A 16,491-nucleotide genomic window follows, 5' to 3' on the forward strand; every position below is an offset into this window, starting at 1 on the left:
TTTTTTGCTTTCAGGTTTAGCCACGAATTACGCTTATTTCTACAAATTAACAAATACACACATCCACGAATCCACGAATAAACAAAAGATTATCTTTGCTAAAAAGTAACACTATGCTGAATATAGGCCATCGCGGCGCCAAAGGCCACGTTACCGAAAACACCCTTGCATCGTTTGCCAAGGCTATTGAGCTTGGCGTACACGGTATAGAGCTCGATGTGCATGTGTGTGCGTCGGGAGAGCTTGTGGTGTTCCATGATTTTACAGTAGACCGCCTTACAAACGGTACCGGCGAAGTGGCTAAGTTAACGCTCTCTGAGCTCAAGGCTTTAAAGCTTACAGGTGGGTTTGACATACCTACACTCGATGAGGTGCTTGATGCTTTTGGCAACAAATGTCTTTGGAATATAGAAATGAAAGGCCGCCACACGGCACAACCGGTGAGTGATACTATAGAAAGATATATTGCCGAAAAAGGTTGGGAGTATACCGATCTTATTGTGTCGAGTTTCCAGTATGAGGAGTTACAGGCGATGAGCAGGCTCAACCCGAATGTTCCGCTGGGGGTGCTAACCGAAGCCAGCGTGCACCAGGCATGGGAATGGGCACAGGAATTTAATGCTGTGGCACTCCACCCGAACTTTACCCTGCTTACCGAGAGCAATGTAACAAAAGCCCATGAAGCGGGTTACAAAATATACACATGGACCGTTAACGAACCTGCCGATATAGCCCGCATGAAAGCGCTGGGTGTAGACGGTATAATAACTGATTTCCCCGAGAGGGTATGAAGTAATAAAGGCCTTTTACTTTAATATTTTTACAAACCAATTAATCCATGGAAACAACAACAAATGAACTTGTAAAGCTTTTTAGAGAGCGATTAAAGTATCCGATAATTACGGTTTATTCAATCCTATTGATTATATACAATTGGGATGTTTTAGCTGTTTTTTGTTTTTCAGATAAAGCTATTGAAGAGCGTATAAAATACATAAACGATAGTTTTGCCGACCCATATTACAGTAGATTATGGTGCCCATTGATTAAGGCTATTGCTGTTTCATTACTTGCTCCAACAATAATGTGGGGACTTGAATTTGTTCTAAAGCTCATTAACAGTAAAAGACAGAAAATAAAAGATGCCCGAAATACTGAAATTTTGTTGGGGAAACTTCAAAATGCGAAACTTGAGTTTCAGATTGAAGAGGAAAAAAGTGGCAAGAGAAGTCTTGAAGAGCTCAATAAAATAATTATGAATCTTGAAAATGATCTAAATATAGTAAAATTAGATTCCGTTTCTCATCTTGATAGTGAACGAGAGAAGAATACCGAGCTAACAAGACTGCTTAAAGAAAAGGAAGATAAGTTCAAAGAAATTGAGAGTAAATATCAAGAAGTGTCACATGCTAACCAAAGATTCGAAAGAGAGTCTGCAGTTATGACTAAAGAGGTTTCCGATCACTTAAAATCTCTTTATGGAGATGTGATATTCCAACATACAATAAGATTCTTGAAATCTTTTAAGGATGGATTTGATCAAATGACGCTTGCGAGATATTTTGATAACGAAGGAGTACCGTTGAATGATTTAAGTGTTTTACTGTCAAGGTTACAGAGTTTAAATTTAATATTTCTTTTTCAGGGGAGGGGATATATATTAACTGAATTTGGAAAGGTATATTTGAACAAAGTTGAATAGTTGTCTATGAGTAAACAATACGATGTAGTAATAGCCGGGGGCGGTGCCGCCGGATTCTTTACCGCCATAAATATAGCCGAGCGCAACCCTCGCCTTAAAATAGCCATTATTGAACGTGGCAAGGAAGTACTGGCTAAAGTGCGCGTATCGGGTGGGGGTAGGTGCAATGTTACGCACGCTTGCTTTATCCCGAACGAGCTGGTAAAGTTTTACCCGCGTGGCGAGCGTGAGCTAAAAGGCCCGTTTAACCGTTTTTGTAGTGGCGATACTATTGAATGGTTCGAGAGGCACGGCGTGGAACTAAAGATAGAGGAAGACGGCAGGATGTTCCCCGTTACTGATTCATCGCAAACCATAATTGACTGTTTTTTGGCGGCAGCCAAAAGATACAACATACACATACTTACGGTACAAAGCATACAATCGCTTTACCATGCCGATGCAGGCCACTGGAAAATACAAACCCAGGATGAAACATACATTGCCCAAAGCCTGGTAATGACTACAGGAAGTAATCCTAAGATGTGGGACATGATGCAGGAACTGGGGCACACTATAGTACCACCGGTGCCGTCGTTATTTACATTTAATATTAAAGATGCCCGAATAAAAGACCTCATGGGTGTTTCGGCATTGGCTGAGGTGAAAGTTAAAGGCAGTAAGCTGAATGCTTCGGGGCCTACACTTATTACCCACTGGGGTATGAGCGGCCCGGGTATATTGCGACTTTCGGCATGGGGTGCAAGGGAGCTGGCTGACAAGGATTATAAATTTACCATTTCGGTTAACTGGCTGCATAATGTTACTTTTGAAGAATGTGAAGAAACCCTGCGCGAACTGAAACTGGAACACGCCAAGAAGACCGTTTCTAAAAAAAGCCCGTTTGATTTCCCTAACCGTTTGTGGGAAAGCTTAACCAAAGCGGCAGGCATAAATGCAGAAACCCGCTGGGCCGACCTGGGTAAACAACAGCTCTACAAACTGGCAACAGAGCTTGTACAGGGTGAATACACTGTAAACGGTAAAAGCACGTTTAAAGAGGAGTTTGTAACCGCAGGAGGCATCGACCTGCGTGAAGTGAATTTTAAAACCATGCAAAGCAAGCTGCACGAAGGGCTATACTTTGCCGGAGAGATACTGAATATTGATGCGATAACAGGAGGGTTTAACTTCCAGAATGCATGGACGGCAGGCTTCATTGCCGCAGAAAGTATAACTACTCAAATCAAATAAAGGAATATGAAAAGGTCTGAAATTAGTAGAACTCACAATCCATTACATTTTGAAGATTTAGACCATAGGAGGTTTGAGGATTTAGTGTTTAATATTTTATTTAGATGTAAAAAATGGTATAAATTGAACCATCTTGGTTCAGCTGGAGCAGATGACGGGATTGATATTGAAGGGATACAGAAAATTTCTGAAAAGGAGTTTTTGAAGACTTTAATCCAATGTAAAAGGTACAAGAGTATTTCGCCAAGTCAGATAGAGAAAATAGTAAGAGATATTCATAAAGGTAATAAAGAATATAAAGTACTTTACTTGGTAATCTCATGTAGCCTAACTAAACGTTGTTATGATAAATTGGAAGATTTAAAGATTGAATTAGAGTATGATGACATTTTTGTATGGTCGAGAAGTACTCTTGAAGCATATCTTTATAATGAATTTTCAGATTTATTATATATATACTTTGGATTCGGAAATGGAAATACATTAGCAAATAAAATAGATTCAATAAAAAAGAGAATTGAGTTTCGTGATTTGTTAAAAAGTGTAACTATGAAACCTTTTAACTCCTCTGAAGACCTATTAGGTAATCATAGATTTAAGTATAGTAAATTCATAATAAGGTCGGTGTTTGATAGTGATTCGGAAACATTTCAAGATGAATTCGGCTGGTATAGCTACTTTGGAGTTGAACCCTACCATATAACTGATGAAGGAATTATAGTCGATTATTATTCTGGAAGTGGAATAATTAAGAGAAAATTACTGTCGTTTGATAAGATTTATTTAATTGATTTAGATAGTTCAGAGGCAAGACCAATTTTGTATTGCCAATATGTAGGTGATAATGGACCTTTCGAGATAGATACTCCTTTTCTTTAGTTGATGTAAATCAAATTCCTGTTTCAAGAATGCATGGACCGAAGGCTTCATTGCTGCTGAAAGTATTACCGATAATTTTTCTTATAAATAAAAAATGCGCCACATTTAGTGGCGCATTTTGCAAATAAATATGAGGTTACTAGTTTGAAGTCAATATGGTAGAACCAGGGTAGTATGCCGGGTTCAGTAGAGGTAATTTAGCATTGTAATGCTCGTTAATCACCTTAAGGATTTCATTGGCTACAAGCGCATATCCCCTTGCGTTAGGGTGCACGCCATCAAGCGAGAACAAAGTAGTATTTACCCTGTCCAGGCTAAAGTAATTAGCCGTATATATTTGTCCGTCTTCCAGCCTTAATCCCTCTACAAGTTGCCCAAGAATAGCATTCATGTCGGCTACAGCCAGGTTTTTACTTGCTGCAATGGTAGTAATTGAGGTGTTAAAGCTTGTAGTAGCGGTGTTAATAGCCGATATTTCGCTTGGTATCAGTACATACTGGTCTGTAAGCGGATAGGTTACACCCTGTACATTAAACGGAGCCGGTACACCCGCCGCTTCTGTACCTAACAGCGAGCTTGCAGTAAGCACTACAAGATCTGCCGATGTGGCCTGCCTTGCCTGTCCGTAAGTAGCGCCTATAAAGGCGGCAGTCTGTGCTCCATAAGTAGGAGTAAAGGCCGCTGTAAGCTGTGCCTGCAGGTTAGTTAGGGTTTCGTCTTTAATCAGTATAGGGTTAGCATCTGTAGTGCTAAGCAGGTTTATCCTGTTGCCCTGCCCAAAGGCTGTAAGCGCCTGCTTTAATCCTCCGTAAAGTGTGTTTAGCTCTGCTATGGTAGCTTGTCCTGCGGCTTCATCGCCGTTGCCCAGTGCACTTGCTGTAAACGGGTTGTACGGCACTGTGGTAAAGTACGGTATAGAGGTTACGTTTGGTATGGTCATTACCACACCCTTAGCGCCATTTCCGGTAAGTGTAGTGATGATAGTGTTATAAACACTTGTAAATACATTCGGGTCGGTAATGTCGTTTGAACCGTAAGTAGCAGGATTAGTATTACCCGATTGGTCTACGCCTGTACCACCTGAAAGCGCATACGCCAGTACGTCGTTGCTGCCTATCCAGTTTGTAAAGAAAGTAGGGTTAAGCGACATAGCATCGCCCAGTACTGTAGCTGTAGGCGAAGTAGCCGTGCGCACATAGTACGGGTTAGCTGTACCCAGTAGCACTCCCTGTATATTGCCGTAACCTGATGACAGGAGATGGAACGATTTGGCACCCGGCACACCCATATTGTGGTATGCTTTCTGCTGAAGTACACTTATGTCAATAGTAGGAGTACCCGCTATTGGTTCCGGCGACTGCGTAGAAGCGTTAAGTATCAGCCTGGTGCTGGTAAGCTGTGTGCCCATAAGTGTAAGCCCCCCCAGGTTGTTTACATCGTCTTCATAAGAAGGCTGTGTAAAGGCGCCGCCACCTACTACGGCAAACTGCTGTGCCAGCAGGTTAGGGTACGAATAGCCTTGCCCTACACGCGATACGCTGCCGTCCATATATCCGGCAGTTAGTGAGTTGCCTATAGATACATACGAGCTAAAATCGGCTTCGCCGGCAGAATAATCTGCATCGCTAAGTTCATGTTCAAATTCAGGCTCACAAGCGGTAATACCTATGGCAAGCAGCCCTAATAATAGTATATTTTTATTTTTCATGTTGCGTCAATTAAAAGCTGTAAGATAAACCAAGTCCCGGAGAGAACACTACGTTTTTGTAAGTTCCGCCAAATGAGTAAGTACCGTTGTCTTCGGCAGCGTGGTCATAAGAAGCATTAACTTCTTTGAAGTGCAGGTACAGGAATGAAGCATCTATACCAAGGTGCGGCGTTACCATATAAGTAAAACCTCCGGTAAAGCCCATTGAATCGTTTCTTGGTGTTTCAGGTGCAAAGTAACCTTTTTGTACAGGGCTTTCGTCATAGTACCATCCGGCACGTACTGTAAGCTGCTGTATAGCTTTATATTGCGCTCCTAAACGGAAGGTGCTGGCATCTTTGTAATTACGTGGGTTTACCGATGTAGGTATGCCGTTTGCAAAATCTACAGTCAGCGCTTTGTATACATTCCAGTAAGCACGGTTGTAGTCAAATGCAAGTAATAGTTTATCGGTTGCCTGTACAGATAAACCTGCGGTAAGTTCGGCAGGTAGGGGCAGGTCGGCGTTAAACTTGGTATCGTAGTAAGTGCCTTGTGCAAAGGCAGGCACCTGGTTAAAGGTGGCGTCGCCGTTACGGGCTTCCATGGTTATATGCGAACGGTAGTTAACCCCAAGCCTTACACTCTTATGAGGGTTAAACATAAAACCGGCGCTCCAGCCCCATGCGGTTACGTTTTTTGCTTCAAGGTTTACGTCGCTTGGGTTGCCTTCTTCGTCAGTAAGGCTGCGCGAAAGGTTACGGTCAAAGGTTACCCCTCCGTTAACGTAGATAGGGCCACCACCCACGCTAAAATAATCGTTTACTTTAATTGATATAATAGGTTGTACGTATACTGCTTCAAGATCAATATTGTTTACAAGGTTAGCACCCTGCCAGTCCCTGTCCCATTCTACAGAGCTGCCGTATGGTGTATACACAGCTACACCGGCAGTAAGCCAGTCGGTAACGCGGTACGAAGCGTAGAATTCAAGCGGGGTACCCATATTTTCGGTAGAAGCTTTCCAGTTGTAGGTGTCGTTCTGGAATTTGGTACGTGCAAATAACAGGTTACCACCTACCGAGAAGTTAAAGCGGTCTTTAAGGAAAGAAGCACCCGCCGGGTTAAAAAACAGAGTTTCGGCGCTGTTTACTACCGCTACTCCGGTATGTCCCATGGCAAGTTGCTTTTGCCCCTGTAAGCTAATACGGTATCCACCCGCAAAAGCCGTGGTAGCGGTTAAGGCTGCCATGGTTAAGGATAATATTTTTTTCATGGGTTGAAATTAGGTTAGGTTATCAGATTATTAATTTCTATATCAAATTTATAATAAATTATCGATTACGCAAGATAACGATGTAAATTATTATGCATTCATAATAATTATTTCGTCAAAATTACACCACATATTTTATAAAAAAATCACAAAAGATTGCAATTTTTTAAACATTTTGTATGCACGCATATTAAAGAAGCTTTTTTAGGTTGCTTTCGAGGCTAAAAATCAAAATATTAATAAAAATATAATGCCTATGGCTTTACCGTGGTTTAGTAGTAATTTTCATTAAGAAAATATATTTTGTTATGCTGAAAAAGATAATGATAGTTGTTATGGTGCTGGTCGTTTTGGCAATAACAGCCAATTTTGGGATTACTTACTACGCCAAAAAAAAGCTACCTGCGCTGCTTAAAGAGCAGAAGGATTTTCCGTATATAGTAGAATATAAAGACCTTGATGTAAATGTATGGGCGGGTAACTTTACAGTGCAGGGATTACAGCTAAAACCGAAGAGTTTGGCAAAGGATACACTTAAAAACACATTGTTTGCTAATGTAGATGAGGTTTCTGTACGGGGGCTGAGCATTTGGCAGCTGTTGAAGCATAGTCGCATACAGGCAAATAGGGTAGAGGTAATACGGCCTGATGCTACGCTGTATTATACCAGACGAAAATACAATGTGCAGGATGATGTAGAGAAACCCTTCAGGCAGGTGGTGCAAACCAATGCGCTGCATATAGAGGGCGGACGTTTCCGTATGTTAGATTCTCTAGAACATCCCAAATTCCGCCTGAATAATATTGATTTTACACTGACGAATATTAAAGTAGACAGCGCCACTGTAGAAAAAAATATACCGCTACGCTATAGGGATTATACTTTTAGCGCCGACAGCCTGTACTATAATGCAGGTCTGCACTATAACATTACAGCCGATAATATTTCCGCGACAGACACTTCTGTAGTGGCAAAGCAGTTTCACTTGGTGCCGAAGTATACCCGAATGCAGTTTAACGCTATGATACCCGTGGAGAAAGACCAGTTTAATGTGCAAGCTAATGCCATAAGTGTGCATAATATCGACTGGGGTTTTGTAAACGATACGCTTTATGTTCACACACCCGAAGTGGTGCTGGATAAGGTGAATGCCAATATTTACCGTAGCAAGGAAGTTAAAGATGACCCTACGCGAAAAAAGCTCTACAGTGAGTTGCTCCGTAATCTTGATTTCGACCTTAAAGTAGAAAAGCTGTTGCTAAAAAATGCCGACCTGCAATATGAGGAACAATTGACGTACAAAAGGCCACCTGCTAAGGTGTCGTTCTCTAAGTTTTATGCTACGGTGAGTAACCTATACAGCCCGATACGGAAAGGCAAGTTGCCCAATACTGCCATAGATGTACAATGCCTTTTCATGCGGAAATCGCCCATGACGGTAAACTGGTCGTTTAATACTCTGGATGTTTCAGATTCGTTTACCATTATAGGCCACCTGCAAAACATCCGCAGTGAGGATATAAACCCGGTATCTAAACCGCTGATGAACGTTACCACCAAAGGTAACCTGCGTGATATTAGGTTTACGTTTAATGGTAACCGCGAAAACGGCAGTGGGAAGTTTGCCATACAGTACGACCACCTTAAAGTAGACCTCTACAAAAAAGACGGTAAAAAGAAGAACAAGATTATGACGGCCGTAGGTAATATGCTGGTGAAAAACGACAGCGATGGAGAGCTGAAGGAAACTACTCCTGAGGTTACAAGAAAGAAAGATAAATCGGTTTTTAACTTCCTTTGGAGGTTTGTGCAGCAGGGATTAAAGGAGACGGTTTTACCCGAAATAGTGCAGGGTGATTAAATTAAAGGTATGTCTCTGTGGTACAAAATGCTCGCAAAGCCAAGAGATGTCTCCACTACGCTGCGCTGCGGTCGACATGGGAGAGCGGTAACTTTGTGCCTTTTATACATTCCGCAGGAATGCTCTGTGTGCTTTAATTTAATGCTTAAAAACTTTGAGCAACTTCGCGTTTCCTTTGAGAGACTTTGGGTTATAATCTTCTCTGTGGAGCTCTGTGAATTCTCGGTGTCCCTCTGTGTTACAAATTCCTCGCCAAGCCGCCAAGCCACGAGATGTCTCCACTGCGCTGCGCTTCGGTCGACATGGGAGAGTGAAGCTTTGTACTTCTGAAATAGCATTAGTAAAAACTTTGAGGAACTTCGCGCTTCCTTTGGTAATAACTGCTTTGTATTATAATTTTTCGATAATCGCTAAGCTGAGATTAAGGACTGAGGCCGAAAATCCACCCCGGCGTTCCGCCACCCCTCCGAGGGAGGGGAATGCTTACTCTGCATACAGGATACTACGATTCCCCTCCTTCGGGGGGGTGCCCGCAGGGCGGGGTGGGTTTGAAAGCCGTGCCGAGGAATGCTCTAAGAACTTCTCGCCTCCCCTTGAAGGGCTTTGTGTAGTAGTTTGTATTACTTTAAATCTACATTTCCCTTAATTTTGCTATGCCAAAATCAAAAAGTTTTCAACACGCAAAGGTTTTCGCAGGGCGTAAATAACAAATTGGTAAATTTATATCAGGAATTTGGATAATTTTAAACCCTTAATACTCAAACCTGATACAATGAACAAACTGCTACTGGCTTGTGTGCTGTTGTTTGGCCTGAGTGTTTCTGCCCAGCAGATCGCTTCGCCTGACAATAACTTACAGCTTACTTTCGCCCTTTCTGCCAAAGGGGAGCCTACCTACGCGCTTACGTACAAAAAGAAACCGGTTATTAAAACCAGTAAGCTGGGTATAGATACTAAAGATGTAGCGCCGCTTTTAAACGGCTTTACCATCGACAAAACCGAAACAGCTACGTTTAACGAAACCTGGACGCCGGTTTGGGGCGAGGAAAAAAACATCCGTAACAACTATAATGAGCTGCTTGTTACCCTTTCTCAAAAAGACCAGAAAGGCCGTTACATCCGCATCCGTTTCCGTGTGTTTAACGACGGGCTTGGTTTCCGTTATGAATTCCCGGAGCAGCCGGAACTTAACTACTTTATTATTAAAGAAGAGCGCACACAGTTTGCCCTTGCTGGCGACCACAAAGCGTTCTGGCTTCCGGGTGATTATGATACGCAGGAGTACAGCACCGTAACCAGCAAGCTGAGCGAGGTACGCGGTAAAATGAAAGCTGCCGTTACACCAAATGCATCGCAGACTACTTTCTCGCCTACAGGGCTGCAAACCCCGCTGATGATGAAAAGTGCCGATGGCCTTTACATCAACATACACGAAGCTGCATTGAAAGACTATTCGTGCATGTCGCTTAACCTTGACGACAAAAACATGGTGCTGGAATCATGGCTTACGCCGGATGCTATTGGCAACAAAGGGAATATACAAACGTCGTCTACCTCACCGTGGCGTACCGTTATTGTAAGCGATAAGGCGGGTGATATCCTGATGTCGCGCCTGGTGTATAACCTTAACGAACCTACGCAATACAAAGATGTATCATGGATTAAACCTGTAAAATACGTTGGCGTTTGGTGGGAAATGATTACCGGAAAAAGCACCTGGGCGTATAACGACCTTACCAATGTGCACCTTGGTGAGCTGGATTACAGCAAAACCAAGCCAAACGGTAAGCATGCTGCTAACACTGCACATGTAAAAGAATATATCGACTTTGCTGCAAAGCACGGTTTTGATGCCGTACTGGTTGAAGGCTGGAATGAAGGTTGGGAAGACTGGTTTGGTAAATCGAAAGAATTTGTTTTTGACTTTGTAACCCCTTACCCTGATTTTGATGTTAAGGAACTACACCGCTATGCAGAAAGCAAAGGTGTAAAAATCATTATGCACCACGAAACCTCAGGTTCGGTACGTAACTACGAGCGTTGGATGGATAAAGCTTACCAGTTTATGGTAGACAACGGTTACAATGCTGTTAAGAGTGGTTATGTGGGTAACATACTGCCGCGTGGTGAGTTCCACTATGGGCAATGGATGGTAAACCACTACCAGTTTGCCATTGAAAAAGCAGCCGAATACAAAATTATGGTGAATGCCCACGAAGCGATTCGCCCTACAGGATTGGCGCGTACCTATCCTAACCTTATAGGTAACGAAGCCGCCCGCGGCACGGAGTATGAATCGTTTGGCGGTAACAACCCCGATCATACTACCATACTACCGTTTACACGTCTTGTAGGTGGCCCTATGGATTACACGCCGGGTATCTTCCAAACGAAGATAAGCGCGTACAACCCTGATAACAATTCATTCGTGCACACTACGCTGGTGAAACAGCTTGCTCTGTATGTAACCTTCTATAGCCCGCTGCAAATGGCTGCCGACCTTCCGGAAACCTACAACAAGCACCTGGATGCATTCCAGTTTATTAAAGATGTAGCAGTAGACTGGGACCAAAGCTGGGTACTGGAAGCTGAGCCCGGTGATTATATTACCATGGCTCGTAAGGCAAAAGGAAAAAACGAATGGTTCCTTGGTGCCATTACTGATGAAAATGCACGCGAAGCTACTTTTACATTTGAGTTCCTGCCAAAAGGCAAAACCTACTGGGCTACTGTATATGCTGACGCACCTGATGCCAGCTACGACAAAAACCCACAGGCTTATGTAATAAAAAAAGTGAAAGTGACCAGCAAAACCAAGCTGAAGCAGAAACTGGCTACCAGCGGTGGCTGTGCCATAAGCGTTAAAGAAGAAGTGAAGTAACACTTATATAACCTACATTTCCTAATAAGCCCCGCTGAGTTTTCAGTGGGGTTTGTTTTTTCAGCCCCGGAGGAGCGGCATATCTATAGGAATAATGTTTTATGGGTTAAGGAGTTCCGGAGGAACGGCATTTTTTATGGATATATGCCGTTCCTCCGGAACTCTGCTTACTCGTGCTTTTCTGATTACTATAAACATGCCACCCCTCCGGGGTTCATTAGCATCAAAATGTTCCCCATGTTTTGAATGCTCTTTTAGGATATGAAAGCCCTATAAAAAAACAAACCCCGGCAACATTATGCTGCCGGGGTGTTCTATATTATGATATTAATTTTCAGAGTGGCCTAACAACCAACAACCAATAACCATTAGTTGCTTTCTTTCTTGTCTTTCTTTTTAAACAAGCCGTTAATCAGGTCTTTACCTTTGGTTTTTGCTGCTTCCTCGGCTTTTTGCTGTACATTTTGGTTAGACGTGGTAGTGGTTTTAGTAGTGTCTTTTGTAGTAGTACCACTCTTGTTTCCGCTAATCAGGTTGCCTATTAGTTCCTTGCCTTTTTCGGTTGCCTTTTCCTTGGCTTCGTTTACATACTTGTCTTTTTGTTGGTTAACAAGTTGTGTAGCTACAGATTTTGTAGCAGCAGCAAGGTCGGTACCCACTTTAGGTTTCTGGAAGGTACCTGTAATGTTTACGTTTACCGGAACGGTAATTTTACTGATGTCTACCTTAAGGGCAGCTGCTTTGTTTACAATGTCATCGCCCAGGTATTTTGCAGGCAGGTCAAACGAAGCTTTGTAGCTCATGTTCTGGTCAAAGCCGTGCTCACCGCTTACGTTAATATCCATGTTTTGGTATTTCACCACAAACGGCTGAATGATAACTTTACCGTTGCTGAAGGTAAGGTTAATCTTTTGGTTCAGGTTCAGCTTGCTTGGATCAAGGAATTTCACGTTGCTGGTAAGGGATTGCAGTACTTTTGATTTGTCTGTATGTATTACTGCATTGGCAATATTACCGCCCAGGTTACCCGAAATTGAGTTAGTGTCCGGGGTCATTTCCTTGCTATCCAGATTACCGCCTACTTTTACACCTGCGGTAAGTTTACCGGTAATAACCTCGGCAATCGGGGCTATTTTTTTCAGCATGTCAAGTTGGGTAAAAGCCTGGGTGATATCAAGGCTGTTCAGGCCAAGGTCCATGTTAAATGTAGGTGTGGCCTGCTTTGTAGAAACATCTCCTGCAAAGCCAATATTGCCACCAAAAATTGAAGTCTTGGCATTTTGTATGGCTACTGCTTCATCCTTAATTACCATTTTGCCTCCAAAGTCTTTCAGGGTAAGGTTATCGTACACTACGCTGTTAGCGTTAGCAGTAATAGTACAATCCAGGAATGCAGGTATTTTTACCGCATCGCTACTTGTTGTTTTAGTAGCTGCTTTCTTTTCACCTTCTGCGTCGCCTTCGGTTTTAGCAGGTGCTGCTGCGGCAGTTTCATTGCTCATAAAGTCGTTTATAACAAGCTTGTTCGACTTCATAGCGAAATTACCCTTTAGTGTTTTGTTCTTAAATACAAAACCGTAGAAGTTGTCCAGGGTACCACTTACAGAAAGGTCACTGCTTCCTGTTTTTGCATCAAAGCGGTTAAGGCTTACACGCCCCGGGTTAAATGACATATCAGCAAGGCTGATGATAAACGGATTTTTAAAGCCGTCCATAGTATAGTTAAATCCGCTAAGGCTAATATTGCCGCGGTTGTCTATGTTTTCATAAGCTCCTTTTTCTACCGAAGCCATGTCAAACTTGGTTTCCACATCTGCCTTAAGTATACCCGATAGTGGTGTGTCCAGTTTTACAGGGTACGCCTTGGTTACGTTGCCCAGGTTTACGGTTCCTTTCAGCTTGGCATCTACCAGCGCATTTTCTACTATGTTGCGTATGTTTGCCTTGGCGCTAAATACATCCTGGTCTATACGGAAAGAGAATTCATCTATGTTAACATAGGTGTCGTTCATAGTACCCGTTTCATTCACAACTTTAGTGTCTATGTTTATGTTGGTAATGCTCTTAGGCAGGTCGGGGTATTTAAACGAAGCGTTTTTACTAAGGAAAGCCACATTAAACTTAGGTATGTGGTTGTCGTCCATTACGCCGTTTATTTTACCGTTTACAGTAAAGTTACCTTCGGTTTTTACATTGGCCAGGCTACTGCTGTAGGCTTCCGGTATAAGTGCCAGGAAGTTCTTAAACGACGATTCCGGTGTTTTAAAGGTAAGGTTTATATCCTGGCCGTTTTCCAGTAGCGCCACGCTACCGTCAAACTCCAGTCCCATTTGGTTTACAAGTAGCTTGTTTTCCTTAAAGGTGTAAATGCTTTTATCCATATCCATCCCTATAACCGCATCGAGTTTAAGTTTGGTGTTACGCATAAAGTTGGTCTTGTCCATATCTACCGTAAGGTTTAGGTCGGTATGGGTGTCAAGATCCAGTTTATTTGCAGCAAAATTACCTGTGCCGTTATGGTTAAGGCTGTCTATAACCACATTCATTTTAGAGCGCTCGTCAAAGAAACGGAACCTAAGGTTTTCTATGGCGTATTCATCTATCTTAAGAGCAAATGGCTTGCTTGGCTCTTCTGTTGCAGGCTGCTCTTCTTCAGCTTTTTTACGTGCAATGTCAAAGTTGCCTATGCCGTCTTTGTTAAACAATATGTTTATCACACTGTTTTTTACACTAAACGATTTTAGGTCCATAGGTTCGCCATCGCCTTTAAAGAGTTCGTTAACACTCATTTTCAGGTTAAGTTCGCCCACATACACCAGCGTGTCACCTGCAAAAGGAGCTTTGTTTATTACGCTTAGTTTGTCTACGGTAACGCTTGCCTGTGGGAAATTGCTTATAAAGCTTAGGCTTACGTCTTCAAACGAAACGGTAGCATCTACCTGATCGTTTATGGCCTTAACGACCATGCTCTTAATTTTGTCTTTAAAAAGGAACGGTGCTGCTATCAGTAAAACAATGATAACCAGCAGGGATATGCCCGTCCACTTTAAAATTTTTTTAGCCATTGTTGATGTGTTATAATTTGCCTTAAATATAAGGTAAATAACGGAATTACCTTACGTTTATTTCAAAAGGCATCATTGCTTGTACACCTCTTGTTTTGCTTACCCTGCGAAGACGTTCTATAATCTGGTAGTTTTCTTCGCCAACTTCTTCTTTAATAAACGTTTCGCGGTTTGTAAATACCGATGCGCTGCTGTTACCAAGTTTAGAAAGGAAGGTATTAAAGTCGGCCTCATACTCAGGGTAGTCTATTGTAGAATAGTCGGTAACCTTAGCCAGTTTTGCTGCATATTTTACAGCATCTTCAAGCCCGCCCAGCTCGTCTACAAGACCTATGCGCTTAGCATCGACTCCGCTCCATACACGTCCCTGGCCTATGGCATCTACAGCTTCGGTGCTCATTTTTCGTCCTTTGGCTACACGGCTCACAAATACGCCGTATACCTGCTCTACACTTTGTTGTATTACCTCACGTGTGTCGGCCTCCAGTGGCTGAAACAGGCTGTATTCTGCATGATTGTTGTGAGTGCTAACCGTTTGGGCATGGATACCCATGTCATTGCTTAGCTTGGTAAGGTTTGGCAGTACACCAAATACGCCTATAGAACCTGTAATAGTGTTTGGCTGTGCAAAAATACGGTCGGCGGCACACGATATGTAATACCCGCCCGATGCAGCATAGTTACCCATACTTACCACTACCGGTTTTTTCTTTTTGGCAAGTTCTACTTCCCTCCAAATAAGTTCAGAAGTAAGGGCGCTACCACCCGGAGAGTCTACACGAAGCACTATGGCTTTTACATCGTCATTTTCCAGTGCTTCTTTGAAAGCCTCGCGAATAGGCTCTTCGCTTACCTGGTTAACACCGCCTTTTCCTCCCGAAATTTCTCCCTGGGCGTAGATAATGGCTATCTGGCTTTCGGCTGTGCTTATCATTTCATTTATTTTGTTTTGCTGCACATAATCCAGTATGTCTATCTCATTGTAGTCTTCGTCTTTTTCTACTTTCAGGGCTTTTTTAATACCGTTGCGGTACTCGTCCTCGTAGCCTATTTTGTCTATCAGTCCACGTGATTTAGCCATTTCTGCTGTACGGGCGCTAAGCCTTTCTGCTATACCGTTAAGGCTGTCTGCCGATATTTTCCTACTTTTCGAAATATCATCTACTACCGATGTCCACATGGCGTTAAGCAGCGTGCTCATTTGCTCGCGGTTTTCAGGGCTCATTTCATTGGCAATGAATGGCTCCACGGCGCTCTTGTACTTGCCGTGGCGTATTACTTCCATGGTAATGCCTGTTTTTTCCTGGAAATCTTTAAAGAACATTATTTCGCTGCTAAGGCCCTTAAACTCGAAGTCGCCCACAGGGTTAAGGTACAACGTATCTGAAACCGAATTCAGGTAGTAGTCGCCCTGCGTGTAAGTATCGGCATACGAAACAATAAACTTACCTGATTTTTTAAAGTTATCAAGTTTGTTACGCAGGCTTTTTAGCTGTGCCATTCCTAATGCGTTAGTGCTGTTAGTTATGGTAATACCTTTAATACGGTCGTCTTCTTTAGCTGCGTCAATGGCTTTTAGTACATCTTCCAGGCCATTATTAGGTGTGTCGTTAAATATAGCAAATTCTCCACCTTCAAATTTTCCGCCATAATCAAGCGAAACCTTACTGAGGTCCAGTTCTATTACCGAATTGTCCTTTACTTCTACAACATCTTCACTGCTACTTCCGGCTATTACACCTACAATAATAATCAGGAAAAAGAAAATCATGATAAACATGAAGATACCCACTACGGTAGACAATACATTTTTTAAAAACTGCATAGTTGAAAAAATTGAATTTTTATTTACAAATAAGTAGCAGGAATGCCGCTTGTGTTACAGATTTATGCGAAATTTTTTTCG

10 protein-coding genes are annotated in these 16,491 nt (G+C 42.5%); 6 read left to right on the plus strand and 4 right to left on the minus strand.

Going from position 1 to position 16,491, the window contains the following annotated elements:
* Positions 1 to 113: 113 nt before the first annotated feature.
* Genes ACLI1A_RS09280 through ACLI1A_RS09295 form a run of 4 tightly spaced genes read left to right on the plus strand, consistent with a single transcriptional unit; the run spans position 114 to position 3,814 of the window.
* Positions 114 to 791, plus strand: a complete 678-nt coding sequence (locus ACLI1A_RS09280) for a glycerophosphodiester phosphodiesterase (protein ID WP_411408370.1) — start codon at positions 114 to 116, stop codon at positions 789 to 791.
* Between the two features lie 47 nt (positions 792 to 838).
* The gene (locus ACLI1A_RS09285) at positions 839 to 1,702 is read left to right on the plus strand and encodes a hypothetical protein (RefSeq protein ID WP_411408371.1); all 864 of its coding nucleotides are present in this window, start codon (positions 839 to 841) and stop codon (positions 1,700 to 1,702) included.
* A 6-nt stretch (positions 1,703 to 1,708) separates the two neighbouring features.
* Positions 1,709 to 2,935 carry an NAD(P)/FAD-dependent oxidoreductase gene (locus ACLI1A_RS09290; protein WP_411408372.1) on the plus strand — a complete coding sequence of 409 codons (1,227 nt, stop codon included), beginning with the start codon at positions 1,709 to 1,711 and terminating at the stop codon, positions 2,933 to 2,935.
* A 6-nt stretch (positions 2,936 to 2,941) separates the two neighbouring features.
* Entirely contained in the window at positions 2,942 to 3,814 is an 873-nt protein-coding gene (locus ACLI1A_RS09295; RefSeq protein WP_411408373.1) for a restriction endonuclease, read from the plus strand.
* 139 nt (positions 3,815 to 3,953) lie between these two features.
* On the opposite strand, the gene ACLI1A_RS09300 is transcribed toward ACLI1A_RS09295, so the two are convergent.
* Both ACLI1A_RS09300 and ACLI1A_RS09305 read right to left on the minus strand, forming a co-directional pair.
* Positions 3,954 to 5,522, minus strand: coding sequence for a G-D-S-L family lipolytic protein (locus tag ACLI1A_RS09300; RefSeq protein WP_411408374.1), 1,569 nt, complete (start codon positions 5,520 to 5,522; stop codon positions 3,954 to 3,956).
* 10 nt (positions 5,523 to 5,532) lie between these two features.
* Positions 5,533 to 6,777 carry an OmpP1/FadL family transporter gene (locus ACLI1A_RS09305; protein WP_411408375.1) on the minus strand — a complete coding sequence of 415 codons (1,245 nt, stop codon included), beginning with the start codon at positions 6,775 to 6,777 and terminating at the stop codon, positions 5,533 to 5,535.
* A gap of 308 nt (positions 6,778 to 7,085) precedes the next feature.
* Here ACLI1A_RS09305 and ACLI1A_RS09310 point away from each other — a divergent pair, with 308 nt between their 5' ends.
* Both ACLI1A_RS09310 and ACLI1A_RS09315 read left to right on the plus strand, forming a co-directional pair.
* Positions 7,086 to 8,639, plus strand: a complete 1,554-nt coding sequence (locus ACLI1A_RS09310; protein ID WP_411408376.1) for a hypothetical protein — start codon at positions 7,086 to 7,088, stop codon at positions 8,637 to 8,639.
* 772 nt (positions 8,640 to 9,411) lie between these two features.
* Positions 9,412 to 11,520: a glycoside hydrolase family 97 protein gene (locus tag ACLI1A_RS09315; protein ID WP_411408377.1), complete on the plus strand. Its 2,109-nt coding sequence runs from the start codon at positions 9,412 to 9,414 to the stop codon at positions 11,518 to 11,520.
* A gap of 368 nt (positions 11,521 to 11,888) precedes the next feature.
* On the opposite strand, the gene ACLI1A_RS09320 is transcribed toward ACLI1A_RS09315, so the two are convergent.
* Both ACLI1A_RS09320 and sppA read right to left on the minus strand, forming a co-directional pair.
* Complete coding sequence (locus ACLI1A_RS09320; protein ID WP_411408378.1) at positions 11,889 to 14,585, minus strand: AsmA-like C-terminal region-containing protein; 2,697 nt, start codon at positions 14,583 to 14,585, stop codon at positions 11,889 to 11,891.
* A gap of 46 nt (positions 14,586 to 14,631) precedes the next feature.
* Positions 14,632 to 16,410 (minus strand): signal peptide peptidase SppA, encoded by a 1,779-nt coding sequence (gene sppA / locus ACLI1A_RS09325; RefSeq protein ID WP_411408379.1) that lies wholly within the window; start codon positions 16,408 to 16,410, stop codon positions 14,632 to 14,634.
* Positions 16,411 to 16,491: the final 81 nt, after the last annotated feature.

Origin of the sequence: Flavobacterium sp. RHBU_3, assembly GCF_046613565.1 — a bacterium.
GTDB lineage: Bacteria > Bacteroidota > Bacteroidia > Flavobacteriales > Flavobacteriaceae > Flavobacterium.